This window comes from Micromonospora sp. NPDC002717 (assembly GCF_040295705.1).
Lineage (GTDB): Bacteria > Actinomycetota > Actinomycetes > Mycobacteriales > Micromonosporaceae > Micromonospora.
Genome location: NZ_JBEOVW010000007.1, coordinates 207173 through 230824, shown reverse-complemented (window position 1 = coordinate 230824; position 23652 = coordinate 207173). Strand labels below are relative to the sequence as shown.

Sequence of the window (23652 nt, the reverse complement as noted above, 5' to 3'; positions counted from 1 at the left end):
AGGTGGCCGGCCGTGGCCCGCGTCATCGATGCGCCCGCGCCGGATCAGCCGACCCCTCGACCGCGTCGAGCCGCGATGGCGAGGAGGTCCCGGGCCGGTCCGGTGGGTCGCTGACCGGCCGGCCAGACCGCACGGAGGGGCCGGCTGAGATCCACGCCGGTCACCGGGACCCGGACGAGACGTCCGGCGGCCACCTCGTCGTCGATGGCCAGGTTGCTCAGGACGGCGGGGCCGGCGCCGGCGGCGACCGCCGCGCGCATCGCGCTCGTGGTGGACAGCTCCAGCAGTGGCGGAGCGAGCGGCGCGTGGCTGCGCAGGGCAGTTTCCAGGGCGTGCCGGGTGCCGGAGGTGGGCTCCCGCTGCACCAGTCGGGTCGCGGCGAGTTCGGCGGCGTCGATCGGCCGGCGCCGCCGCGCCCACGGGTGTCGCGGATGCGTCACGACGGTGAGTTCGTCGCGGGCGACGATGCGCGAGTCCAGCCCGGTGGGCACGCGCGGCCCCTCCACGAAGCCGAGGTCCGCCGTGCCGTCGCCGACCGCCCGTGCGACGTCCGTGGAGTTCATCGCGTGCAGGCTGACGGCGGTCTGCGGCCGCTGCGCGGCGAGCCGGACGAGCCACGTCGGCAACAGGTGCTCCGCCACGGTGAGACTCGCCGCGACCCGCAGCCGTACGTCCCGCTCCGCGCGCAACGAGCGGATGCCGGCGTCGAGTGTCGCAGCCGCCTGCAGCACGTCGCGTGCCCAGTCGGCCACCAGCCGCCCCTCGGGCGTGAGCGTGGATCCACGAGGACCCCGCTCGACCAGGGGGAAACCGACGAGCCGCTCCATGGTGCGGACCCGAGCCGTGACGGCCGGCTGCCCGATCCCCCGTGCCTGCGCCGCCCGGCCGAGGCTTCCGGTGGCATCCACCAGCAGCAACAGCTCGAGCGCGTCCAGATCCGGCACCCGCGACAACTCCACGCCCAGACACTACGCCGACCCATCAGCCGCCCTGATGAGCCCATCACACTGAGCCACCTACCGGCCCGGCCAGCGCTGCTGCACTGTCAAGGGGATCTCACTTTCCGGGAGGTACGGTGGTCGACGAAGACCCGAGCAGAACCACCCTCACGGCACGCGGCGCCGGCCGCCGGTGCGAAAACGGTCGAACGCATCCACCCGGGTCGGAACCGCGCCGGCTGCCGAGCGCCGTCCCCGGACTGCTCCTGGTCGCCGCGGCCACCGCGGTGGCGTTCGCCGTCACGCGCATGCTGCCGGCCGTGCCCGCGTCGACGGTCGCCGTGGTGCTCGGGATGGTCGTGGTCAATCTCGGCGTGCACCGCCCGGTGCTGCATGCCGGCACCCGGGTGGCCGCCGGACCCCTGCTCCGGCTCGCGGTGGTGCTCCTCGGCCTGCAACTGAGCCTCGGCGACCTGGCGCAGATCGGCGTCCCCGGCCTCGCCGTGGTGGTGGGCACCGTCGCGGTCACCTTCGCCGGCACCCGGCTGCTCGGCCGACTGCTCGGCGTGTCCCCCGCCCGCTCGCTGCTGGTCGCCACCGGCTTCAGCATCTGCGGCGCCTCCGCCATCGCGGCGATGGAGAAGGTGACGGAGACCGAGGACGACGACGTCCCCGCCGCAGTGGCGCTGGTCACACTGTGCGGCACCCTCGCGATCGCCCTGCTGCCGCTGCTGCGCGGCCCGCTGGCCCTGGACCCGGTCGCGTTCGGCGAATGGGTCGGCGCCAGCGTCCACGACGTCGGGCAGACGGTAGCCACCGCCAGCCAGGTGCCCGGTGCGCTCACCACCGCCGTCACGGTGAAGCTGGCGCGGGTCGCGCTCCTCGCGCCTCTCGTGGCCGCGGTGGCCGTCACCGCGCACCGCGCCGCGAAAGGGGCACCGGGCGGGTCGGGCCGCCGGCCACCCGCGGTGCCGCTGTTCGTCGTCGGGTTCCTGGTCGCGGTCGGCCTCGCCAGCACCACACTGGTCCCGGACCCGCTGGCGGACGCCGCGCGTCACGTGCAGCACGTGCTCCTCGTCGCCGCGCTGTTCGGGCTCGGCACCGGCATCCACCTGCCGACCCTCCGGCGCACCGGCGGCCGCACCCTGGCACTGGGACTGGCGAGCTGGATCCTGGTGGCCGCCACCGCCTACGTCGGCGTGCGACTCCTCGCCCGCTGACGGCCGACAGCGCCCATGCCGCTGCCCGGGGCGGCCGACAGCGGGTCGGGGAACGAGGGCGGACGGCCCGACGTCGGGCACGAGCCGAAGGCCGAGCCGGCGGGTGTGCGCGGAGCCGGGTCACACGGCCGGATACCGTACGCGGGCGCGGGCCTGCCCCGCGCGGGCCGTCGAGCGGTGGGAGGATCCGATGCGCCTGTACGTGGGGTGCGCGATGTGGACGCACAAGTCCTGGCAGGGACGCTTCCTGGCGCATCCGCTGCCGGCCCACGAGCGGCTGCGCGCGTACGCCGGCTGGTGCACCGCGGTCGAGGGGAACACCACCTTCTACGCGACCCCGGCCCGGGAGACGGTGGAGTCCTGGGCGCGGCAGACCGACCCCGACTTCCGGTTCGTGCTCAAGCTGCCCAGGACGGTCACGCACGATCGCCGGCTCACCGGCGCCGACGAGGAACTCCAGGGCTTCCTGAACGCGATCGAACCCCTCGGCCCACGGGCCCACGCCCTGTGGATCCAGTTGCCCGGCTCGTTCGGTCCCGCCGACGTGCCGGCGCTCGCCCGCTTCCTGCGGGGTCTGCCCACCACCCACCGGTACGCCGTGGAGGTCCGCCACCCCGCGTTCTTCGACGACCCGCGGGCGGCGCGGACCCTGGAGGACACGCTCGTCACGATCGACGCGGAGTGGATCCCCTTCGACACCACCGCGTTCTTCCGCACCCCGCCGACCAGCGACGCGGAACGGGAGGCATGGACCAGGAAGCCACGTACGCCGCTCCGCACCCGCGCGCTGACCGACCGGCCGATCGTCCGGTATCTCGGCCGGGACGACCCCGCCCGGACGGTCGAGGGCTGGCAACCGTGGCTCGACGTCGTGACCGGCTGGCTGCGCGAGGGCCGCTCCCCGACCATGTTCGTGCACACCCCGGACAACGCCGACGCGCCCGACCTCGCCCGCAGGTTCCACGACGAGATCCGGGCGCGCCTACCCGAGGTCGAACCGCTGCCCGAGCCGACCCCGGTCGGACCGTCGACGCTGTTCTGAGCCGAGGTGGGCTGGTCGGGCGACAGCGGGACCACGACAACGGCGCGTGCCCGGTCGCCCGAGCCGGGCATGGCGACGACCCGACAGCGCCGAGTGGCGCGAAGGGCCCCGACTACATGTGGTCCAGGCGGGTGAACACGCGATCCTGGACCTCCCAGGTGGCGCGCACGTCCGGGTGAAGCTCGTCGTACGTGTCGCCCCGCATGATGCCCTGGCCGAAGGTCGTGAAGGCACCGTCCTCCAGGTGAGCACGGCTGGTGTAGATGCCTCGCGTACCGTTGTCCCACGGGATGGTCATCGAGAGCTGCTCGCCCACGACGGTGCCTGTGACGTTGTCGCACCGGACGTTTCCCGAGTGGTTGGCGGTGCCCCACACCTGCTGCCCGTCCTGATGCAGCGTGACGTGGGCGATGTAGCCGTTGTCCTGCACGATCTTGAGGTACCCGTCGACCCTGATCGCCGTGGGGCCGGGCGCATCGGCCGGCGCGATGTCGCCCCCACCGTCGTCCGGCCGCACCACCAGGTCGGGCTGGCTGAGCATCTCGCCCTGCCTCACCATGCCTTCGACGCGCATCCGCTGCTCCGCGCGCGAGAACGGCTCGCTCATGGTCATCCATCCCCTCGTGGGGCGACAGCCGCATCGGGTGTCCGGCGCCAGGTAACCGCCGCCCAATACGACGGACGGTAGTGAACCGGCATTGCCGGGCCCAGCGTTCTGTCGCATCCCCGGCTCCGGCCGAAGCGGACGTACGCCGAGGCGATCGAGTTCGGTGCGGCACTGCTACGGTCGCCGGCGTGATCCAGGATCTGACACGGGCCTACCTGGCGAAGGTCGATCATGACCTGCCGGGCTATGTGCGGGGCCTCTACGTCGTCGGCTCCGCCGCGCTCGGCGCCTGGCAGCCGGGCGCCAGTGACGTGGACACGGTGATCCTGACGTCGCGGCCGGCCACCGGTGACGATCTGACCCAGCTCGCGAGGATCCACAGCGAGATGCCGGGATCGCCACGCCTGGACGGCGTCTATCTCGAGCCGGCCTTGGCGCAGGTCTGGCCGATCGACAACCGGATCGTGCCGTTCGTGGTGGACGGCCAGTTCACGCCCGACCGGCCGTGCGGCGAGCTCACTCCGGTGCTGTGGTTGACGTTGCAGCGGTACGGCATCCCGGTGCGTGGACCGGCCGTCGCGGACCTGAGGATACGGGTCGACCAGGAGCAACTACGCCGGTACAACCTCGACAACCTGCGGGAGTACTGGAAGGCGACAGCGGCGACGATCCCGGCCGCGTTGGCCGACGTGCCACCCGATCAGGTCATGGACGCCGACACCGTCAGCTGGTTCGTGCTCGGCCCCGCACGGCTGCACTACACGCTGGCCCACCAGGACGTCATCTCGAAGACGGCCGCCGCCGAGTACCTCGCGGAACTGTTCCCCGCGTACGCCGATCTCGCGCGACGAGCGGTTCGCCGGCGTGCGGGTGAGCCGGAACAGTTCACCGCAGCGGACCTGGCCTCGGCGGGCCGCAGCGTCGACGCGGTGGCCGACGACGCGTGGCGCCGCTTCGGCTGATGACCGGGGTGTCCGCGACGGTGGGCGCTGAGCAGCCGTGGAGCCGGCCGACCGGAGGCGCGTGCGCCGCGCGCCCGCACGGCGGCCAGCCGCCCGACGCCCAGCCGCTGCCGCGCAGGATCTGGTCCCGTAACCCGTTCGGAGAGAACCGCAGCCGCTGGTAGGTTCGCTCGGCGTGACGGCGACCAGAAGCGAACGACTCGGCGGGCGCTTCGCCCGGCTCCTGGCGGCCAGCACCACGTCGGCGCTGGGCAGCGGGATGGCGACGGTGGCGGCTCCGCTGTACGTGGCGTCGCAGACCGACGACCCGTTGACCGTGTCGGCCGGCGCCGCGGTGGCGTGGCTGCCGTGGTTGCTGTTCTCGCTGCCCGGCGGTGTCCTCGCGGACCGGGTCGACCGGCGCCGGCTGATGATCGCCGTCGACTGGGTACGGGTCGCCGCCCTGGCGGCGCTGGCCGCCGCGATCGTCACCGACCGGGCAGGGGTGGCGCTGCTGTACGCGGTGCTGTTCGTGGTGAACGCCGGTGAGGTGGTGTTCCGCACGGCCGCCCAGGCGGTGTTGCCGGCGGTGGTGCCGCGGTCACGGCTGGAACGGGCCAACGGCTGGCTGGGCGCGGGCACGACAGTCATGCACAACATGGTCGCCGGGCCGCTCGGCGGGTTCCTCTTCGTGGTGGCGGCCGCCATCCCGTTCGGCGTCAACGCCGGCACGTACGCCCTCAGCGCCCTCCTCGTGGGCCTGATGGCCGGGTCGTACCGCGGAACGTCGGAGACGGGCGGACGCCGCTCGGTGCGCGCGGAGGTCGCCGAGGGGTTCCGCTGGTTGCTCTCGCACCGGCTGCTGCGCACCATGACCCTGCTGATCGGGCTGCTCAACCTCACCCTCACCGCGGCCCTCGCGGTGCTGGTGCTGCTCGCCACGCAACGGCTGGGCCTCGGTTCGGTCGGGTACGGCGCGCTCTTCACCTGCCTCGCGGTCGGTGGGCTGCTCGGCTCGGTCGTCGGGGACCGCCTCGTCGGCGCCGTCACCGCGACGTGGACCATCCGGATCGGCCTGCTGATCGAGGCGGGGCTGCACCTGGCGCTGGCCGCCTCCCGCAGCGCGGTGGTCGTCGGGATGGCGCTGTTCGCGTTCGGGGTGCACGGCGCGTTGTGGAACATGGTGGCCAACTCGCTGCGCCAGCGGTTGACCCCGTCCGCCCTGCAGGGTCGGGTGGGCAGCACGACGCTGTTCATCGCCGCCGGCGGCAACTGCCTCGGCGCGCTGCTCGGCGGGGTGGTCGCCGCCCGGTTCGGGCTGACCGCGCCGTACTGGGTGGGGCTCGTGGTGGCCCTGGCGGTCATCGCGGTGACCTGGCGCGTCTTCGACCGGGCCACGGTCGCCGCCGCGTACGCCGATCCCGCCCCGGCGGCCCCGGCGGCCCCCGCCACGATCGCCTGAGGAGGCCCGATGCCGTCGCTGTCCGTACCGCCGCTGTTCGCCGCGCTGGAGCCCGCCCGCACCGTGCTGATCGCCGGCGCGGGTGGCGGCTTCGACGTGTACGCCGCGATCCCGCTGGCCGTCGCGTTACGCGACACCGGCCGGACCGTGCACCTGGCCAACCTCTCCTTCGCCCAGCTCGAACTGCTCGACCTGGACGCCTGGCAGGCGGAGAACGTCGCCGCCGTCACCCCGGACACCGCCGGCCCGGACGACTACTTCCCGGAACGCGCGCTGGCCCGCTGGCTCGCCGCCAGCGGCCAGCCGTGCACCGTGTACGCCTTCCCGAGGGTGGGCGTGCAGCCGCTGCGCGCCGCCTACCGACACCTGGTCGACACGCTCGGCGTGGACGCGGTGGTGCTGGTCGACGGCGGCACCGACATCCTGATGCGCGGCGACGAAGCCGGCCTCGGCACCCCTGTCGAGGACATGACCAGTCTCGCCGCGGTCGCCGGGCTCGACGTGCCGGTGAAGCTGGTGGTCTGCCTCGGGTTCGGAATCGACGCCTATCACGGGGTGAACCACACCCAGGTGTTGGAGAACATCGCCGCCCTCGACCGCGACGGCGCGTACCTGGGCGCGCTGTCCATCCCCGGCGCCAGCCGGGAGGCGGAGCTGTACCGGGACGCGGTGGCGTACGGGCAGGCGGCCACGCCGCTGCGGCCCAGCATCGTGCACGGGCAGATCGCCGCCGCCACCCGTGGCGCTGACGGGGACGTGCACGTGACCCGCCGCACCCGGGGCAGCACGCTGTTCGTCAACCCGCTGATGGCGATCTATTTCAGCTTCGACCTCGACGGTCTGGCCCGCCGTTCGCTCTACCTGGACCGCCTGGAGCACACCGTGGGCATGCGGCAGGTGGCGTCTCGGATCGAGGAGTTCCGCGACGAGATCGAGCGGCGCACGCCCCGGGCCTTCCCGCACTGACCCGACGCAGGCCATGCGGCGGCCGGCGTGAGCGCCGCCGATGTTCAACACCTTGCCCTCACGGAGCTCGCGCGGCCCGGCGACTACAAGGTAACGATCAGCAGACATACGGGATCGCCCCTCGGCGACAGCCCCGGTCTTCCACCCGACCTGCACCCAAGAGGCATGCACCAGGAGAAAAGGCGGCGCCGCGCGGCGCTCGTCGCCGGTCGGGCCACATGAGACGCCGCGGATCGCCGAGCATGCCTCTGTGCCCGGATTGGTTCGCCCGATACCGGCGGCGACGGCGTTGAGCGAACGATTTCCATCTTTCGATGATGTTGGTACTGTGCTGCGGTGTCTCCCCCTCGCACCGTCAGCACGCCACCGGGCGACCGCTCCCTGACCGTCGAATCCACCCGTTCCACCTCCCGAAGACTGCAGCTCGCGCGCTTCGGCGAACCCGGTCTCGCGTGGCTGATGCTGCTGCCTTCAGTGGTGATCTTCGCCCTGTTCGTGTTCTGGCCGCTCGGGCGGACCCTCTATCTGTCCGTGCACGGAAACGACATCTTCGGCGCCCCGTCCGAGTACGTCGGCGGGGAGCACTACCGGGAGATGCTGTCCGGGGAGTTCGGCAAGGTGCTGGCCACGACGGCGCTGTTCACGCTGTTCTCCGTGGTGCCGGCCGTCCTGGGCGCGCTCTTCGTGGTGCTGCTGCTGGAGGCGCGCATACGCGGCGTACGGGTGCTGCGCACCGCGTTCGCGCTGCCGTTCGCGTTCTCGGTGGCGACCGCATCGGTTGTCTTCGCCGTCATCTACAACCCGGCGATCGGAGTGGCGAACGGCCTGCTCGGATACCTCGGGATCGACCGGGTCAACTGGCTCACCGACCCGTCGATCGCGCTGCCCGCCGTCTGCGTCGCCACGGTGTGGATGAACTTCGGCTACAACGTCCTCGTGCTCTCCGCCGGAGTATCGGCCATCTCACCCGAGGTGGTCGAGGCGGCGCGGCTGGACGGCGCGACCGGCTGGCGGCTGGCGTCGCGGATAACCGTGCCGCTGCTCTCCCCGCAACTGTTCTTCCTCGTCGTGGTGTCCACGATCCACGCGTTGCAGAGCTTCGGGCAGATCCACATCCTGACCAAGGGCGGACCGGACCAGGCCACGACGACGTTGGTCTACTCGATCTACGAGAAGGCGTTCGCCTTCGGTTCCTCCGACTTCGGCGCGGCCAGCGCGCAGGCCGTCGTGCTGCTGGTCATCATGCTCGGCTGCACGGCCGTCCAATTCGGCGTCCTCGAACGGCGGGTCCACTACCGATGAAGAAGATCAGCCTCGGGCAGGCCGCCGTCTACGTCGTACTCGGCCTGGCGGCGATCCCCGTTCTGTTCCCGGTCTACTACGGCTTCGTCGGCGCCGTCATGGGCCCCGGCGACCTGGCGACCTACCCGCCCGCGCTGGTGCCGCAGGAACTGCACTGGCAGAACATCAGGGACGTGTTCCGCTCGGTGCCGCTCGGCCGCTTCTACGTGAACTCCGCCGTCCAGGCCGGGATCATCACGGTGGCACAGGTCGTCACCAGCATCTTCGCCGCGTACGCCTTCGCGTTTCTTCGCCTGCCCGCGAAGGCGGCGACCTTCGGCCTGTTCCTCGCCACCCTCATGGTGCCGTGGGAAGCGATCATCATTCCCAACTACCTGGCCATCTCCGGCTGGGGCCTGACGCGGGGTGGGCTGACGTACCTCGGCCTGGTGCTGCCCTTCCTCGCCTCGGCGTTCGGCACGTTCCTGCTGCGTCAGGCGTTCCTGCAGTTCCCGAGCGAGTTGCGGGACGCCGCAGTGATCGACGGGTGCGGTCACTGGCGCCTGTTGTGGCGGGTCATCGTGCCCCTGTCCAAGCCCTCGATCGCGGCGGTCGGGGTCTACGTCTTCCTCTCGGCGTGGAACCAGTACTTCTGGCCGCTGATCCTGATCCGCGACACCGAATTCCAGACGCTTCAGATCGGCATCTCCCAGCTCAACGATGCCGAGGCGGCGCAGCCGGGTCTCGTCCTCGCCGGCGTCGCGCTCTCCCTGCTCCCCACGCTGGCCGTCGTGATTCTCGGTCAGCGCCACATCGTCCGCGGGCTGACCGCCGGCGCGCTGCGTTGAACCTTCGAGAAGGAGAGAACCGATGAGAAGACCTCGGCTCCGCCGGACCACGGCGGCGCTCGTCACCCTCGTGGCCGCCGCCGCGCTCACTGCCTGCGGCGACTCCGGATCCGGCACCGACAGCGGCGGTGACGCGCTCGACGCCCCCGGTGCCGAGGTGCTGGAGAAGGCCACGGACAAGACCACGATCGAGTTCTGGCATGCGATGAAGGGGGCCAACGCCACCGCCGTCGACCAACTCGTCGCCGACTTCAACGCGCAGAGTGGTGGCAAGGTCGAGGTCAAAGCGGTCTTCCAGGGAAGCTACGACGAGACGATCGCGAAGTACAAGGCCTCGGTCCAGCAGAAGAGCACGCCGGCCCTGGTCCAGATCTACGACATCGGCAGCCGCTTCATGGTCGACTCCAAGCAGGTCGTGCCGATGCACAAGTTCATCGAGAAGGACGGCTTCAACGCGGGCGACATCGAGCCGAACATCGCCAGCTACTACTCCGTCGACGGCAAGATGTGGTCGATGCCGTTCAACTCCTCGACGCCCCTGCTCTACCTCAACAAGGAGGCGTTCGAGCGGGTCGGTCTCGACCCGACGAAGCCACCGAGCAACCTCACCGAGATCGGCGACCTGGCGAAGAAGCTGACGGTCAAGGACGCCAGCGGCAAGACGGTCCAGTACGGCTTCGGCGCCGCAATCTACGGGTGGCTGCTGGAGCAGTTGCTCGCCACCGACGGCAAGGAGTACTGCGACAACGGCAACGGGCGTACGGGCCTGGCCTCGAAGGTGCAGTTCGACCAGGAGACGGCCGTGCGTGTCGCGCAGTGGTGGACGGAGCTGGTGAAGGGCGGCTACGCGACGAACACCGGCCGCAAGACCGACGACGCCCAGGCGGCGTTCAAGGCGGGCACGGTCGCCATGCACCTGGAGTCCACCAGCGTGTTGCGCGGCTACGTCGACGCCGCGAAGGGCAAGTTCACCGTCCTGACGGCCCCGTACCCGAAGGTGAGCAGCTCGTCCACGGGCGGGCCGATCATCGGTGGCGCCTCCCTGTGGATCAACGGCGTCGGTCACGGCGCGAAGGAGAAGCGTGCCGCGTGGGAGTTCGTGAAGTTCGCCTCCACCCCGGTCCAGCAGGCCAAGTGGCACACCAGCACCGGGTACGTGCCGATCAACGCCAAGGCGCTCGACGAGCAGATCGACAAGGACTGGATGGCGAAGTTCCCGCAGTTCCGCACCGCGGTCGACCAGCTGCACGCGCTGCCGCCGTCGGTCGCGTCGGCCGGGTGCCTGCTGGGCGTGATGCCGCAGGCCCGCAAGGCGTCCGAGGACGGCCTGGAGGCGGCGATCGTCGGTAGCAAGCCGGCCGACCAGGCCATGAAGGACGCCGCGACGAGCGTGCAGGGCGCCATCGACAGTTACAACAAGTCGGTCAGCTGATCCTCGCGTCACCGCCGGGCCGTCTGGTCACGGAGAAGGGCCAGCTCCGAGGGAGCTGGCCCTTCTCAGTGCCGGTCGCCTACGCGGCGGGGGCGCTGGTGCCTCGCCGCGTCCGGGTCACGCCGGGTGCCGGCACCCGGCTGCGTTACTGCCCACGGCGCTCGGACGCACGGGGAGTCGCCTCGACCAGACGCCGCGTGATCCACAGTGGTGAGGTGACGGCGTTGCCCATGACGACGGCGTGGGCCCCGGCCTCGAATGCCTGCCGGACCTGCTGCGCCGTGCGGTAGCGACCCTCCGCTATCACCGGCACCTCCAGCCGCTCGGCGAGCTGGGCGACGAGTCGGAGGTCGGGGCCCTCCGTCGGCGGGCTGGTCGGCGTGTAGCCGGAGAGCGTCGTGGCCACCGCGTCGGCACCGGCGTCGACCGCGGCCAGGCCCTCGGCCAGGGTGGAGATGTCGGCCAGCACGAGGGCGGCGGTGCGCGAGTGCACCGCGCGTACCGTGTCGGCGAAGCTGCCCGCGTCCGGGCGGGGCCGGTCGGTGGCGTCGACGGCCACGACGTGCGCCCCGGCCGTGGCGGCCCGCACCGCGTGTGCCGGGGTCGGGGTGATCATCACTCCGGTGGTGCCGTGTTTGACCAGGCCGATCACGGGCACGTCGACGGCGGCGCGGATCGCCGCGATGTCGTCCGGCCCGTTGGCGCGGATCGCCGCCGCACCGCCCGCCGCAGCCGAGGCGGCCACCCGGGCCTGCACGTAGGCGTCCCGCATCGGGTCGTCGGGCTCGTCGGGCAGCGGCTGGCAGGACACCACCAGACCACCCCGCATGACGTCGAAGACCGTCACCTGTCCTCCATCGCCATTCGGGCTGCCCCGATCGCCACGGCGTTGTCACCGAGCGCCGACGGCAGCAGCGGTACGTGGGACCAGGCCGGTAGCAGTTCCGCCTGGTAGGCGCGGGTCGCCGCGGACAGCACCGCCGGCGCCGCGCCGCCGGCCAGGACGACCGCCGCCGGGTCGAGCAACGCGACGAGTCCGGCCAGGGCCGCGCCCAGCGTCCCGCCGGCGTGATCCAGCACCCGCTGGGCGGCGGCTTCGCCGGCTGCGGCCCGGGCGGCGACCTCCCGCCCGCTCACCTGCTCACCGGCGGCCAGGGCGTAGGCGGCGGCGATCCCGCTGCCGGACGCCACGGCCTCCAGGTGCCCCCGGCGCCCGCAGCCGCAGCGCAGCTGCTCCGCGCCGGGTACCGGCAGGTGGGCGACCTCGCCTCCCGCCCCCTGGGCGCCGCGTTCGAGGCTGCCGCGCCGGATCAGAGCCCCGCCGAGGCCGGTCCCGACGGCGAGCAGGAGCAGGTGCTCCCGGCCGCGCCCCGCGCCCGTCCACGCTTCCGCGAGCGCGGCGGCGTTCACGTCGTTGTCGACGTGCACCCGGCGGCCCATTCGGGCGCCCAACTCGTCGGCGATCCTGGTGCCGGCCCAGCCGGGCAGGCTGTCCGTGGCGTACCGGACGGTGCCGGTGGCCGGATCCAGTGTGCCGGCGGCACCCACCCCGACGCCCGCGACCCGGCCGCCGTCCAGGAGCCGGCCGGCCAGTTCGGCGGCCGTGTCGAGCACCATCGCCGGCCCGTGCCGGGCGGGTGTGGGGGCCTGGACCCGGGCGGCCACCTGCCCGTCGGGGGTGAGTAGCAGGGCGATCGTCTTCGTGCCCCCGATGTCGATGCCGAGATACGCGACGTCCGCGTTTCCCGTGGCGAAGCTGTCGATCATGGTTCCGTTTCTCGGGGTGACCGGTGTTTGTCGTGTCGATCCTGGTTGAGCTCTCGCAAACCCTGGTTTCGGCCTGGACCGCAAGCTACGCTACGGCGAATTTGAAGCGTGTACCGGGATCGGATGCTCGCCGCCCGCCCGCTGCGATCCGTCCGCGTCCGGCGGGGCCTCGCGGCACCGCCCCCGCTGGTCGAGGTGCTCGGTCCGGGGCGGCTCCGGACAAGTTACGGCCCCGGCCGCAACGTTTCCCGCCGCACTCATCGATCAGTGAAGGAGACCGATGATACGGACAGGACTGCGGTCCGCCGCCCTGCTCACCGCCGGCGGGCTGCTCGCCGGCTTGCTCGTCGTCACCACGGGCGGCGCGGTGAACGCCGCCCCGCCGCCGGCTCCCGCCCCGATCGTCGGCGCGGAACAGGACCTGGGCCACGCCATCAACTCGCGGGTGCTCTCGCAGTACCAGGCGCAGGGCGTCGACCAGCAGGGGCGCCCACAGGCCTACTGGGTGACCGCCGGCAACAGCGAGGTCACGGCGATGTTCCAGGTCACGGACATCCGGTCGGGGAAGGTGGTCTTCGGCCAGCGCCTGCCCTCCGGCACCGGCAGCTGGGCGGTCACCTTCGCCAGGCCGCAAGGCGCCGTCTACTTCGGCATGACCAACGGCGCCGTCTACACCTGGTCCCCCGGAGACACCTCGGTCACGTCCCTGGGCGTGCCGTACCCGGACGAGCAGATCTGGCGGATGGCCGCGGCGCCGGACGGTGTCGTCTACGGCGGGACGTACCCCAGCGGGAAGCTCTTCTCCTACGACCCCGCCACCAAGCGGTTCACCGATCACGGTCAGATCGTCCCCGGGGAGACCTACGGCCAGGCGCTCGCGATCGACGACCGGTACGTCTACTTCGGCACCAAGCCGAACGCGAAGCTGGCCCGCTTCGACCGCGCCACCGGCGAGGTGCGGCCGATCACGCTGCCCGCGCAGTACGCGGACGAGGAGGCCGTCTACGACCTCACCCTCACCGGGGGATACCTGTTCATCCGGCTCGACCATTCCAGCGACCTGCTCGTCTACCGCCTCAGCGACGGGGTCGTCGTGAAGATCGTCCCCGCGATCTCCGGTCGGATGGTCTCCGAGACCGACCCCACGGGCCGGTACGTCTACTTCCGCATGGTGGCCGACGGCATCGTCCGGTACGACCTCCAGACCCACACCTACACGCCGGTCGGATGGAAGCCGAACGCGCTGCCGGGCAGTTGGGAATGGGTCGACCTGGCCGACCCGGCGTGGCCCGGACCGACCCTGTCGATGACGTACTACTACGGCCGCGTCTACCTCTGGAACCCGCAGACCCGGCTGACCCGGTACATCGGCGAGCAGGACCTGGAAGGCGCCCCCAACCCGATCCAGGCGATGGGGGCCGGGCCGGACGGATCGATCTACATCGGTGGGTTCCTGTCCCCACCCGGGATGGCGCGCTTCGACCCGGCCGACGACTCCATGACCCTGCTGTCCGGCGCCGGGCAGGTGGAGGGTTTCGGAATCCGCGGCGACGACCTGCTCTACGGTCGCTACCCGGACGGCAACCTGCTCTCCTACGACACCACCATGCCATGGGCGTACGGATCCAACCCGGCTCCCAGGGCAGTCCTCGGCGACGAGCAGCAGCGGGCGCAGGCCTTCGTCGACCTGGGTGAGACGGTCGCCGTCGGCAGCATCCCCCGTGCGGGTCGTCTCGGCGGCGCCCTGAGCTTCTGGACGCCGTCGACCGGCGCCGTGCAGACCTACCGGGACGTCGTGCCGCAGCAGAGCGTGGTCAGCCTGGTCGAGCACGACGGACTGCTCTACGGGGGCACCTCCGTCAACGGCGGGTACGGCATCGAGCCGACCGCCACCGAGGCCGAACTGTTCGTGTTCGATCCGCAGACCCGGCAGGTGGTCGAGCGCGTGGTTCCCGCGCCCGGCGGCTCGGCCGTGAACGCGCTGGTCGTCGATCCGGCCGGCACCATCTGGGGCCTGTCCGACGGCACGTTGTTCACCTTCGATCCGACGACCCGCACGGTCACCAGGTCGGAACGGCTCTTCCCGAACGAGACGACGATGTACGGCCACGAGCGGGGTCTCGTCCTCGCCGACGACGGCTTCTTCTACGCGTCGGTGTCCGACAGCCTCTGGCGGATCGACCCGGCGACGTGGAACGCCGTCGAGCTGGCCGCCGGCCGGGTGGCCTTCCTCGCCAAGGGCGGCGACGGCAACCTCTACTACGGCCGGGTGTCCCGCCTGTACCGGTGGAACTTCGCGCTCCCCGCGGTGTGCAGCCGCGTCGTCAGTGGCAGGTACGCGGGGCCGCTCGACGTCACCACGGGGACCACCTGCCTGCGGGACGCCACGGTGTCCGGGCAGGTTTCGGTGGGCAACGGGGCGACGCTGGTGGTCCGGGACAGCACCGTCGAGGGACCGGTCGTGGCCCAGCGGGCGGCCGGCGTGACCGTACGGGACAGTTCGGTGGTCGGGCCGCTCTCCGCCACTGGCACCACCGGTGACTTCAGGCTGGTCGACTCGTCGGTGGCGGGGCCGGTGACCGTGGTCGACGGACGCGGGCCTTCGGTTCTGGCGGGCAACGTCATCGAGGGTCCCCTGCGGTGCACCGGCAACGATCCGGCGCCGCAGGACGACGGTCAGCCGAACGAGGTGACCGGCCCCGTGCAGGGGCAGTGCGCCCAGCTCTGACCTCGCGTGGTCCCGCGGCCGGCGCTCCGGATGCCATCCGGGGCGCCGGCCGCGGCGCGCCGGGCCAGGTGCGGAAGTCGGGGCTCGTCCTGCTCAACGCAGCGGAGCACCAGGGGTGTGTCCCGACGGATCGAACCCGATCAGAGTCCGCAAGGGTGCGGGCGGAGGGGAGCGACTCACACAGAAACCGGTTACAGTGCTCGGACCGGACCACACGACGACAGGAGGTGCCCCGGTGACGAGCATCAGCGACCACCAGCCGGCAGACGCCCGATCCGACTGGGAGTCACGGATCGCGTTGCGCAGCGACGAGGCGGGCACGACTGACGGCACGCCCGTCCTCGCCCCGCCGGAAGGTCTGGCGGCGGTCGCCGGAGTCCACCACGTTCGTCTCTCGTGGACCCCGGTGCCCGGCGCGGTGGGTTACCTGGTGCACCGAGCGCCGGTGCGCGACGGTGCCGTCGACGGCGAGCTGACCCCGATCGACCACCTCGGCGGTGACGTCCTCGCCATCCCCGACACCTGGTACGTCGACACCACCGGCGAGCCCGGCCAGCCGCACGCCTACGCGGTCGCCGCCGTCCCCGAGGTCACCGTCACCGGCCCGCTCGGGGCGCGGGTGACCTGCGCGTCGCTGCCCGCCACCGGCGTCGCCCCGACCGTCGTCCTCCAGGTCGACGCGGCCGCGGACGGCGCCGCGCTGGCCCGACCGTGGCAGCCCATGATCGGTAGCGAGCGGCTGTCCCAGCTCCTCTCCACGGACACCTCCGGCGGCCGGGAGATCGGCGGCGAGCTGCTCGCCGCGCTGCGCCGCATCCGCGACGAGATCGGCGTCGAGACGGTTCGTGCGCACTCGATCCTCCACGACGACCTCGGCGTCTACCGGGAGGTCGACGGCGAGCCGGTGATCGACTTCTCCGGCGTCGACCGGGTCTACGACCTGCTCCTGTCCGTCGGGCTGCGACCGGTCGTCGAGATCGGCTTCATGCCTCGCGACCTGGCCAGCGACCCGGAGCGGACGGTCTTCGAGTACCGGGGGGTCATCTCCCCGCCGAAGGACTGGGACCGCTGGGGCGAGCTGGTCCGCGCCCTCGTCGCGCACCTGCTCGACCGGTACGGCGAGGAGGTGCTGGGCTGGGACTTCGAGGTGTGGAACGAGGCCAACCTGGAGGTGTTCTGGTCGGGCACCCGTGAGGAGTGGATGCGGCTCTACGACGTGACCGCCAAGGCGGTCAAGGACGTCGACCCCCGGATCCCCGTCGGTGGGCCGTCGTCCGCCGCCGCCGGCTGGGTCGACGCGCTGTTGGAGCACGTACGGCGCTCCGGCGCTCCGGTCGACTTCGTCTCCACGCACACCTACGGCAGCCCGCCGCTGGACCTGCGCCCCACCCTCGAGCGGCTCGGCTTCGGGCACGCCCGCATCCTGTGGACCGAATGGGGCGTGACGCCCACCCACTTCCACCCGGTCAACGACGGCACGTCCGCGGCGACGTTCCTGCTCACCGGCATGCGCTCGGCAGCGGGCCGGGTGGACGCCCTGTCCTACTGGGTAGCCAGCGACCACTTCGAGGAGCTGGGCCGACCGCCGCGGCTGTTGCACGGCGGCTTCGGCCTGATCACCGTCGGCGGGATCGCCAAGCCCCGCTACCACGCGCTGCGGATGCTCAGCCGGCTCGGCGAGACCGAGCTGCCGGTGCGCGCCGACGGGGACGGCGCCGGCGGCCTCGTCCAGACCTGGGCCAGCCGGCGCGCGGACGGCAGCCTGGCCGTCCTGGTGTGGTCGTCCACGCTGGACCAGTCCAAGCGCGACGGCGACCCGGCGCTCGCCCGCCAGATCCGCCTGGTCGTCGACGGCGCGGCCGGCCGGACCGTGACCGCCACCCGGCTCGACCGCGAGCACGGCGACATCACCACCCTGGCCGAGCAGCTCGGCATCACCGAGTGGCCGGTCGGGGAGCAGTGGGACGCGCTGCGCGCCGTCGACGCGCTACCGCTCGAGAAGGTCGCCACCGCCGTCGAGGGCACGGCGGCGGTGGTGGAGCTGCACCTGCCGCAGCCGGGCGCGGTGCTCGTCGAGGTGGCCGGAGGCTGACCGTGCGGCCGAATCCTCCGCCGCCCGACGCCACGGCGTCCGGCGCGGGCACGCCCGCGGCCGGCGGCTCCACGTCCGCGGCCCTTCAGGCGGGCCGCGAGCCCCCGGGCCTGCCGGGGCGGCGACACGGTCACGGCATCCGGGTACGGGCAGGTCGCGGGCAGGTCGACGTCGACTGGGATCCGGTGCCCGGCGCCGCCGGCTACCTGGTGCACCGGGCCGACGGCGACGGCCCGTACCGGGTGGTCGACCATCGCGGCGGTGACCTGCTCGCGGTGCCCGGCCCGCCGTACGCCGACACGACCGTCGAGCCCGGGCGGCGCGTGCGGTACGCGGTGCGCCCGGTGCTCGACCCGGACCGGCCCGACGACGGCCCGCTGGGGCCGGGATCGGCGCCGGTCACGACCCGCGACGGCGGTGACGCGGTGGTCGAGGTGACCGTCGACGCCGCCCGACCGGTCGGGCCGGTGCCCCGCCCGTGGCGGGACATGGTCGGCTCGGAGCACCTGAGCCTGCTGCTCTGCACCGACCGGGTGGGCGGCGAGGAGATGGGGGCCGGGCTGGCCGCCGCGCTCGGCCGGGTGCGCCGCGAGCTGGGCGTCGAACGGGTCCGCGCGCACGGCATCCTCGGCGACGACCTGGGCGTCTACCAGGAGGTCGACGGCCGCGCGGTGCACGACTTCACCGGCGTCGACGCCGTGCTCGAGGCACTCGCCCCGACCGGCCTGCGGCCGGTGCTGGAGCTGTCGTTCGTGCCGCGGGCGCTGGCCCGCGACCCGTCCCGCGAGGTCACCGCCGCGGGCGTGTCCAGCCCGCCCCGCGACTGGGACCGGTGGGCGGCGTTGGTCGGCGGCCTCATCCGGCACCTGCGGGCCCGAGTCGGCGACGCGGAGCTGCGGCGGTGGGCGGTCGAGGTGTGGAACGAACCGGACCTGGACTGCTTCTGGACCGGCACCCGCGAGGACTACCTGCGGATGTACGACGTGACGGCCAGGGCGGTGCGCGAGGCCTGCCCCGGCCTGCCGGTCGGCGGGCCGGCGACCGCCGCGACGAGATGGATAGAGCCGTTCCTCGACCACGTCGACGCCTCGGGCGCGCCGCTGGATTTCCTCTCCACCCATGTCTACGGCAGCCCGCCGCTGGACCTGCGACCGGCCCTCGAGCGGCACGGTCGGGCCGGCACCCCGCTGCTCTGGACGGAGTGGGGCCCCTCCCCCACCCACTTCGCGCCGGTCAACGACTCGGTGCTCTCGGCCGCCTTCGTGGCCACCGGGATGCAGGAGGCGGCCGGTCGGGTCGCGGCGCTGGCCTGCTGGGTGGCGAGCGACCACTTCGAGGAACTGGGCCGTCCGCCCGCGCTGCTGCACGGCGGGTTCGGACTGCTGTCGGTAGGCAACCTGGCCAAGCCCCGGTTCTGGGCACTGTGGATGCTGGAGCAGCTCGCGCCCGTGCAGCTCGCCGCCCGGCTCGACGGGGACGGCGCGGGAACGCTGGTGCGGGCCTGGCCGTCCGTCGACCCGGACAGCGGGCGGGTCGCCGTGGTGCTCTGGAACGGCACGCTGGACCAGGGTGTGCTGGGCCGGCCCGACCAACGCCGCCGGCTGAGCCGTACGGTGCGCCTGCGCATCGACGGGCTGCCCGCCGCCGGGTACGAACTCCGGCACCGCCGGCTGGACGAGCGGACGTCGAACCTCGCCGCGACCGCGCGCCGGCTCGGCGTCGACGGCTGGCCCACCGAGGAGCAGTGGGCCGGGCTGCGGGCCGCCGACACCCTCGCCGGTGCCGGGCCGCCGGTCACCGTCGCGCCGGACGGCGGCTGCCTGCGGCTGCCGCTGACCCTGCCCCTGCCGTCCCTCGCACTGGTGGAGCTGACCCCGCGATGACCCACAGCGGACCATGGTGGCGGGAGGCCGTCACCTACGAGGTGTACCTGCGTTCCTTCGCCGACGCCGACGGCGACGGTCTCGGGGACCTGCCCGGACTGCGTTCCCGGCTGCCCTACCTGGCCGCGCTCGGCGTGGACGCCGTCTGGGTCACCCCGTTCTATCCCAGTCCCGACCACGACGCCGGGTACGACGTCGCCGACCACCGCGATGTCGACCCCCGGCTCGGCACCCTCGCGGACGTGGACCGCCTCGTCGCCGACGCGCACCGGCTCGGCCTGCGGGTGCTGGTCGACCTGGTGCTCAACCACGTCTCCTCGGCCCATCCGTGGTTCGTCACCGCCCGCGCCGCCGGCCCCGGCTCGCCGGAGCGGGCCCGGTTCCACGTCCGGCCCGGCCGCGGCCCGGCCGGTGCGGAGCCGCCGAACAACTGGCGGTCCATCTTCGGCGGCTCGGCGTGGGCGCCGTTCGGCGACGGCGAGTGGTACCTGCACCTGTTCGACACCGAGCAGCCCGATCTGCGCCACGAGCACCCGGAGGTGGCCGCCGACGCGCTGGCCACGCTGCGGTTCTGGCTGGACCGCGGGGTCGACGGCGTCCGCTTCGACGCGGCCGGCTCGCTGTGGAAGGACCCCGACTACCCGGAGCTGCCGCCCGGCTGGCAGCCCGGTGACCCGGCGCCGTACAGCGACCGGGACGAGGTGCACGAGATCTACCGCCGGTGGGCGCGGGAGCTGGCGTCGTACCCGGGTGACCGGCTCGGCGTGGCGGAGACCTGGGGCGGGCCGGAAGTGCTCTCGCCCTACCTGCGCCCCGACGAGCTGGGGCAGGCGTTCGCGATGAACCCGCTGTACTGGCCGTTGCGCCCGCAGCCGTGGCGCGAGGGCGTCGAGGCGCTCCTGGCCGCCACCACCCGGCACGGGCGGCTGCCCACGTGGGTGCACGGCAGTCACGACGTACGGCGAGCGGCCGACCGGTGGGGACCGGACGGTGCGCGGGCGGTGCTGCTGATGATGCTGGCGCTGCCCGGCGCGGTCTACCTGTACGCCGGGGACGAACTCGGCCTGCCCGACGTCGCGCTGCCCGACGACGCGATCCGCGACCCGGTCTTCCGCCGCTCCGGGGGCGTGGACCGGGGGCGCGACGGTGCCCGGGTGCCGCTGCCGTGGACCGCAGGCCCGGCGCCGTACGGTTTCGGCCCGGCCGGGTCCACGCCGTGGCTGCCCCAGCCGTCGGGCTGGGGAGCGCGCTCGGTGGCCCGCCAACGCCACGACCGGACGTCGGCGCTGGCCCTGGCCCGGGCGGCGCTGCCGCTGCGCGGTACCTGCTGGCGGGGTCGACCGGCACGGCTGTCCTGGCGCGAGGCGCCGGCCGGCTGTCTCGCCTTCCGGCGCGGCGCCGGCGGGCCGACCTGCCTGGTGAACCTCGGTGACGGGCCGGTCGACTGGCGGCCCTACGGGGACCGGGTCCTACTCGCCAGCGGCGCGGCGGGAGCCGACAAGCTGCCGGCCCGCTCGACCGCCTGGCTGGCCTGACCGGCCGGCCTCCCCTCCCCCGTCACCGTGGGGAGGCCGGCCGGGGCCCGGTGGCCGTCGGGCAGTGGCGGGCGCCCTGATGTCAGGCCGACGGCGTGCTCTCCCTGCCGGTGGCTTCCGCGAACGGGTTGGGGATCGAGTCGAGCAGCAACCTGGTGTAGTCGTCCCGGGGGGCGCCGATCACCTCGCGGGTCGGGCCGCGCTCCACCAGGATCCCCTGGTGGAGCACCAGCACCTCGTCGGCGAGCAGCCGGGCGCTGAGCAGGTCGTGGGTGATGTAGAGCATCGCCAGCCGCCGCTCCCGGACCAGCTCGCCGAGCAGCTCCAGGATCTCGGCGCGGATCGACACGTCCAGCATGGAGATCGGCTCGTCGGCGATCAGCACCTGCGGGTCGGGGGCGAGGGCCCGGGCGGTCACCACCCGCTGCCGCTGCCCGCCGGAGAGCTGGTGCGGCAGCTTGTCGAGGAACTGCCCGGCCGGGGCGAGCCCGACCCGCTCCAGCAGCTGGGCCGCGCGCTCGCGGACGGCGTCGCCGCGCAGCCCGGCGAAGTTGACCAGCGGCCGGGACAGGGCGTACGCCACCGTGCGGGTCGGGTTCAGCGCGCTGAACGGGTCCTGGAAGACCATCTGCACGTGCCGCCGGTAGTCGCGCAGGGCCCGGCCGCGCAGCCGGTCCACCCGGATCTCGGTTCCGGAGCCGCCGGTGAACCGCACCTCGCCGGCGCTGGGGCGTTCCACCCCGGTGATGATCCGGGCGATCGTCGACTTGCCGCTGCCGCTCTGCCCGACCAGGGCGGTCACCGCGCCGGGGCGCAGCGCGAAGGACACCTCGCGGACGGCCTCGACGGTGCTGGTGCGCAACCCGCGCCGGCTCGTGTAACGCTTGCTCACGTTCTCCACGGACAGCACCGCGTCGCCCTCGCTCGCGGAAGTGTCGGCCTGCCGGGTCAGGGCGCCGGCGGCCGGGAAGTGGCTGTCGAGGGTGGCGGCGGCGCCGAGGGTGACGAACGGCAGCCGGTCCTCCTGGGCGACCAGGCAGCGGACCAGCCCGCCGTGGTCGGGGAGCAGCTGCGGGTGCGTCGTGCGGCAGGCGTCCTCGGCGTGCGGACAGCGCGGGGTGAAGAGGCAGCCGGTGTGCGGCCGGGACAGGTCCGGTGGCCGACCGGGGATGTAGGTGACCCGCACGTCCGGCAGCCGGGGGTCGGCGTACGAGCCGAGCAGGCCGCGCGTGTAGGGGTGCCGTGGCTCGTGGAGCATGCCGGCGGCCCGCCGGTCCTCCACGATCTCGCCGCCGTACATCACCATCACCCGGTCGGCCATGTCGAGGACGGTGCCCAGGTCGTGGCTGATGAACAGCACCGCGAAGCCGAGCTCGCGGCGCAGCTCGGCCAGCCGGGTGAGGATCTCGCGCTGCACCACCACGTCCAGCCCGGTGGTGGGCTCGTCGAGCAGCACCAGCTTGGGGCGCAACGCGAGCGCGAGGGCCAGCGCCACGCGCTGTTTCATGCCGCCGGAGAGCTCGTGCGGGTACGCCCGGAGCACCCGCCGGTCCAGGGCCACCAGCTCGAGCAGCTCGATGGCCCGTTCGGTGACGTCGCCGGGCACCTTGTGCGCGGCGAAGGTGTCGGCGAACTGCGCCTGAACCCGGATCACCGGGTTGAGCGAGTTCATGCTGCTCTGGAAGACGGTGGACAGGTCCGCCCAGCGCAGCTCCCGCAACTGTTCCTCTCCGGCGGTGGTCAGGTCGACGCCGTCGAAGGTGACCTGGCCACCGGTGATGCGGGCCGGCGGGGAGAGCAGCCGCAGCACGGCGTTGCCGAGCGTCGACTTGCCGCAGCCGGACTCGCCGAGCAGGCCGACGAACTCGCCCTCGGCGATGGTGAACGAGACGTCGTGCACGGCCCGGTTCGCCGGGAGGTCGCGGGGGGTGTACGTGACGGTGAGGTGGTCCACCTCGAGCAGGGTCATGTCAGTCCTCCCGCAGGTGGGGGTTGCTCAGCGCGTCGATGCCGAAGTTGATCAGCGTGAAGGAGGTGATCAGCAGGGACAGGGCCAGGCCGGGGGCGACCAGCCAGGCCCACTGGCCGGTGAGCAGGGCGCCGCCGAGGCTCGCCTGGTTGAGCATGGTGCCCCAGCTGACCGTCTGCGGGTCGCCGAGCCCGAGGAAGGCCAGGCCCGCCTCGCCGCCGATCGCGCCGAGCGCCGCGCCCATGAAGCCGACCACGATCAGCGAGGTCATGTTCGGCACGATCTCCCGGGCGATGATGCGCGCGGTGCCGTCGCCGGCGAACCGGGCCGCGGTGATGTAGTCGCGGGTGCGCAGCGTGATGATCTGGGACCGCTTGATCCGGGCGCCGTACGCCCAGCCGGTCACGCTGATCACGAAGATGATCAGCCACAGCCCGCGGACCGGGGCGTACGCGGCGAGCGTCACCATCAGCGGCAGCGCGGGCACGACCAGCCCAAGGTTGATCAGGAAGGACAGCACCTCGTCGACCCAGCCCCGCAGGTAGCCGGCGGTCAATCCGATGACCAGCCCGATCAGGGTGGACAGGGCACCGGCCGCGAGGCCGACGACGAGCGAGGTGCGGGCGCCGACGACCAGTTGGGACAGGACGTCCTCGCCCTGGGCGGTGGTGCCGAGCCAGTGGCCGCCGGTCGGGCCGAGCGACGTGGGGAAGCCGTCGTCACGCGGGTCGTACGGCGCGATGAGCGGCGCGAGGACCGCGACCGCGATGAACGCGGTCAGCATCAGCAGCCCGACGCGGCACTTGCGGTTGCGCCAGAGGATGACGAACCAGCCGGGCAGCCGGCTGTGGCGGGCGAGTTCGGTGGCGGCGGCCTGGACGCCTTCGGTGTCCGTGCCCCGGGCGGGTACGGCGGGGGCCGGCGTGCTCATGCGACCTCAC

General features: G+C 72.9%; 18 protein-coding genes. 12 read left to right on the top strand and 6 right to left on the bottom strand.

All coding sequences use genetic code 11. The features are described 5' to 3' along the window. Positions 1 to 44: 44 nt before the first annotated feature. A complete protein-coding gene (locus ABT006_RS13490; RefSeq protein WP_350706057.1) occupies positions 45 to 959 on the bottom strand; it encodes a LysR family transcriptional regulator in 915 nt (304 codons plus the stop codon). Between the two features lie 116 nt (positions 960 to 1075). On the opposite strand from ABT006_RS13490, the gene ABT006_RS13485 reads away from it, so the two are divergent. Together ABT006_RS13485 and ABT006_RS13480 are read left to right on the top strand one after the other, a co-directional pair. Next, positions 1076 to 2158 carry a YeiH family protein gene (locus ABT006_RS13485; RefSeq protein ID WP_350706056.1) on the top strand — a complete coding sequence of 361 codons (1083 nt, stop codon included), beginning with the start codon at positions 1076 to 1078 and terminating at the stop codon, positions 2156 to 2158. A gap of 190 nt (positions 2159 to 2348) precedes the next feature. Further along, the gene (locus tag ABT006_RS13480; RefSeq protein WP_502890937.1) at positions 2349 to 3200 is read left to right on the top strand and encodes a DUF72 domain-containing protein; all 852 of its coding nucleotides are present in this window, start codon (positions 2349 to 2351) and stop codon (positions 3198 to 3200) included. Between the two features lie 112 nt (positions 3201 to 3312). On the opposite strand, the gene ABT006_RS13475 is transcribed toward ABT006_RS13480, so the two are convergent. Beyond that, positions 3313 to 3807, bottom strand: a complete 495-nt coding sequence (locus tag ABT006_RS13475) for a hypothetical protein (RefSeq protein ID WP_350706054.1) — start codon at positions 3805 to 3807, stop codon at positions 3313 to 3315. A gap of 188 nt (positions 3808 to 3995) precedes the next feature. On the opposite strand from ABT006_RS13475, the gene ABT006_RS13470 reads away from it, so the two are divergent. From ABT006_RS13470 to ABT006_RS13445, 6 genes are all read left to right on the top strand, one after another. After that, complete coding sequence (locus ABT006_RS13470; RefSeq protein WP_350706052.1) at positions 3996 to 4769, top strand: aminoglycoside adenylyltransferase domain-containing protein; 774 nt, start codon at positions 3996 to 3998, stop codon at positions 4767 to 4769. Positions 4770 to 4944: 175 nt separating this feature from the next. Further along, positions 4945 to 6210: an MFS transporter gene (locus ABT006_RS13465; RefSeq protein WP_350706050.1), complete on the top strand. Its 1266-nt coding sequence runs from the start codon at positions 4945 to 4947 to the stop codon at positions 6208 to 6210. Positions 6211 to 6219: 9 nt separating this feature from the next. Continuing rightward, on the top strand, positions 6220 to 7176 hold the full coding sequence (locus ABT006_RS13460) for a DUF1152 domain-containing protein (RefSeq protein WP_350706048.1): 957 nt from the start codon (positions 6220 to 6222) through the stop codon (positions 7174 to 7176). A gap of 459 nt (positions 7177 to 7635) precedes the next feature. Further along, positions 7636 to 8478 carry a carbohydrate ABC transporter permease gene (locus ABT006_RS13455; RefSeq protein WP_350706046.1) on the top strand — a complete coding sequence of 281 codons (843 nt, stop codon included), beginning with the start codon at positions 7636 to 7638 and terminating at the stop codon, positions 8476 to 8478. Then, positions 8475 to 9305 carry a carbohydrate ABC transporter permease gene (locus tag ABT006_RS13450; RefSeq protein WP_350706044.1) on the top strand — a complete coding sequence of 277 codons (831 nt, stop codon included), beginning with the start codon at positions 8475 to 8477 and terminating at the stop codon, positions 9303 to 9305. Before ABT006_RS13455 ends, ABT006_RS13450 begins: the two co-directional genes overlap by 4 nt. 22 nt (positions 9306 to 9327) lie before the next feature. Then, positions 9328 to 10737 carry an ABC transporter substrate-binding protein gene (locus ABT006_RS13445; RefSeq protein ID WP_350706042.1) on the top strand — a complete coding sequence of 470 codons (1410 nt, stop codon included), beginning with the start codon at positions 9328 to 9330 and terminating at the stop codon, positions 10735 to 10737. A 145-nt stretch (positions 10738 to 10882) separates the two neighbouring features. On the opposite strand, the gene ABT006_RS13440 is transcribed toward ABT006_RS13445, so the two are convergent. Further along, positions 10883 to 11584 (bottom strand): N-acetylmannosamine-6-phosphate 2-epimerase, encoded by a 702-nt coding sequence (locus ABT006_RS13440; protein WP_350706040.1) that lies wholly within the window; start codon positions 11582 to 11584, stop codon positions 10883 to 10885. Next, positions 11581 to 12504 carry an ROK family protein gene (locus ABT006_RS13435; RefSeq protein ID WP_350706038.1) on the bottom strand — a complete coding sequence of 308 codons (924 nt, stop codon included), beginning with the start codon at positions 12502 to 12504 and terminating at the stop codon, positions 11581 to 11583. The genes ABT006_RS13440 and ABT006_RS13435 overlap by 4 nt, the downstream gene beginning before the upstream one ends. A 280-nt stretch (positions 12505 to 12784) precedes the next feature. On the opposite strand from ABT006_RS13435, the gene ABT006_RS13430 reads away from it, so the two are divergent. The 4 genes from ABT006_RS13430 to ABT006_RS13415 all read left to right on the top strand — a co-directional run bounded on the left by ABT006_RS13430 (position 12785) and on the right by ABT006_RS13415 (position 20742). Beyond that, positions 12785 to 15232, top strand: a complete 2448-nt coding sequence (locus tag ABT006_RS13430) for a ligand-binding sensor domain-containing protein (protein ID WP_350706036.1) — start codon at positions 12785 to 12787, stop codon at positions 15230 to 15232. Positions 15233 to 15467: 235 nt separating this feature from the next. Next, complete coding sequence (locus ABT006_RS13425) at positions 15468 to 17324, top strand: GH39 family glycosyl hydrolase (RefSeq protein ID WP_350706034.1); 1857 nt, start codon at positions 15468 to 15470, stop codon at positions 17322 to 17324. Between the two features lie 2 nt (positions 17325 to 17326). Then, positions 17327 to 19207: a GH39 family glycosyl hydrolase gene (locus ABT006_RS13420; protein WP_350706032.1), complete on the top strand. Its 1881-nt coding sequence runs from the start codon at positions 17327 to 17329 to the stop codon at positions 19205 to 19207. Next, positions 19204 to 20742, top strand: a complete 1539-nt coding sequence (locus ABT006_RS13415) for an alpha-amylase family glycosyl hydrolase (protein WP_350706030.1) — start codon at positions 19204 to 19206, stop codon at positions 20740 to 20742. The genes ABT006_RS13420 and ABT006_RS13415 overlap by 4 nt, the downstream gene beginning before the upstream one ends. 82 nt (positions 20743 to 20824) lie before the next feature. Here the strand turns inward: ABT006_RS13415 and ABT006_RS13410 are convergent, their stop codons facing one another. Beyond that, positions 20825 to 22711, bottom strand: coding sequence for an ABC transporter ATP-binding protein (locus tag ABT006_RS13410; protein WP_350706029.1), 1887 nt, complete (start codon positions 22709 to 22711; stop codon positions 20825 to 20827). 1 nt (position 22712) lies between these two features. Beyond that, complete coding sequence (locus ABT006_RS13405) at positions 22713 to 23642, bottom strand: ABC transporter permease (RefSeq protein ID WP_350706027.1); 930 nt, start codon at positions 23640 to 23642, stop codon at positions 22713 to 22715. Positions 23643 to 23652: the final 10 nt, after the last annotated feature.

What these genes read in the sequence shown, in the direction of transcription:
- ABT006_RS13450 (WP_350706044.1), top strand. Translation starts at nt 8,475, where the DNA reads ATGAAGAAGATCAGCCTCGGGCAGGCCGCCGTCTACGTCGTACTCGGC.
- ABT006_RS13435 (WP_350706038.1), bottom strand. Translation starts at nt 12,504, where the DNA reads ATGATCGACAGCTTCGCCACGGGAAACGCGGACGTCGCGTATCTCGGC.
- ABT006_RS13460 (WP_350706048.1), top strand. Translation starts at nt 6,220, where the DNA reads ATGCCGTCGCTGTCCGTACCGCCGCTGTTCGCCGCGCTGGAGCCCGCC.
- ABT006_RS13475 (WP_350706054.1), bottom strand. Translation starts at nt 3,807, where the DNA reads ATGAGCGAGCCGTTCTCGCGCGCGGAGCAGCGGATGCGCGTCGAAGGC.
- ABT006_RS13415 (WP_350706030.1), top strand. Translation starts at nt 19,204, where the DNA reads ATGACCCACAGCGGACCATGGTGGCGGGAGGCCGTCACCTACGAGGTG.
- ABT006_RS13455 (WP_350706046.1), top strand. Translation starts at nt 7,636, where the DNA reads ATGCTGCTGCCTTCAGTGGTGATCTTCGCCCTGTTCGTGTTCTGGCCG.
- ABT006_RS13480 (WP_502890937.1), top strand. Translation starts at nt 2,349, where the DNA reads ATGCGCCTGTACGTGGGGTGCGCGATGTGGACGCACAAGTCCTGGCAG.
- ABT006_RS13410 (WP_350706029.1), bottom strand. Translation starts at nt 22,711, where the DNA reads ATGACCCTGCTCGAGGTGGACCACCTCACCGTCACGTACACCCCCCGC.
- ABT006_RS13430 (WP_350706036.1), top strand. Translation starts at nt 12,785, where the DNA reads ATGATACGGACAGGACTGCGGTCCGCCGCCCTGCTCACCGCCGGCGGG.
- ABT006_RS13445 (WP_350706042.1), top strand. Translation starts at nt 9,328, where the DNA reads ATGAGAAGACCTCGGCTCCGCCGGACCACGGCGGCGCTCGTCACCCTC.
- ABT006_RS13405 (WP_350706027.1), bottom strand. Translation starts at nt 23,642, where the DNA reads ATGAGCACGCCGGCCCCCGCCGTACCCGCCCGGGGCACGGACACCGAA.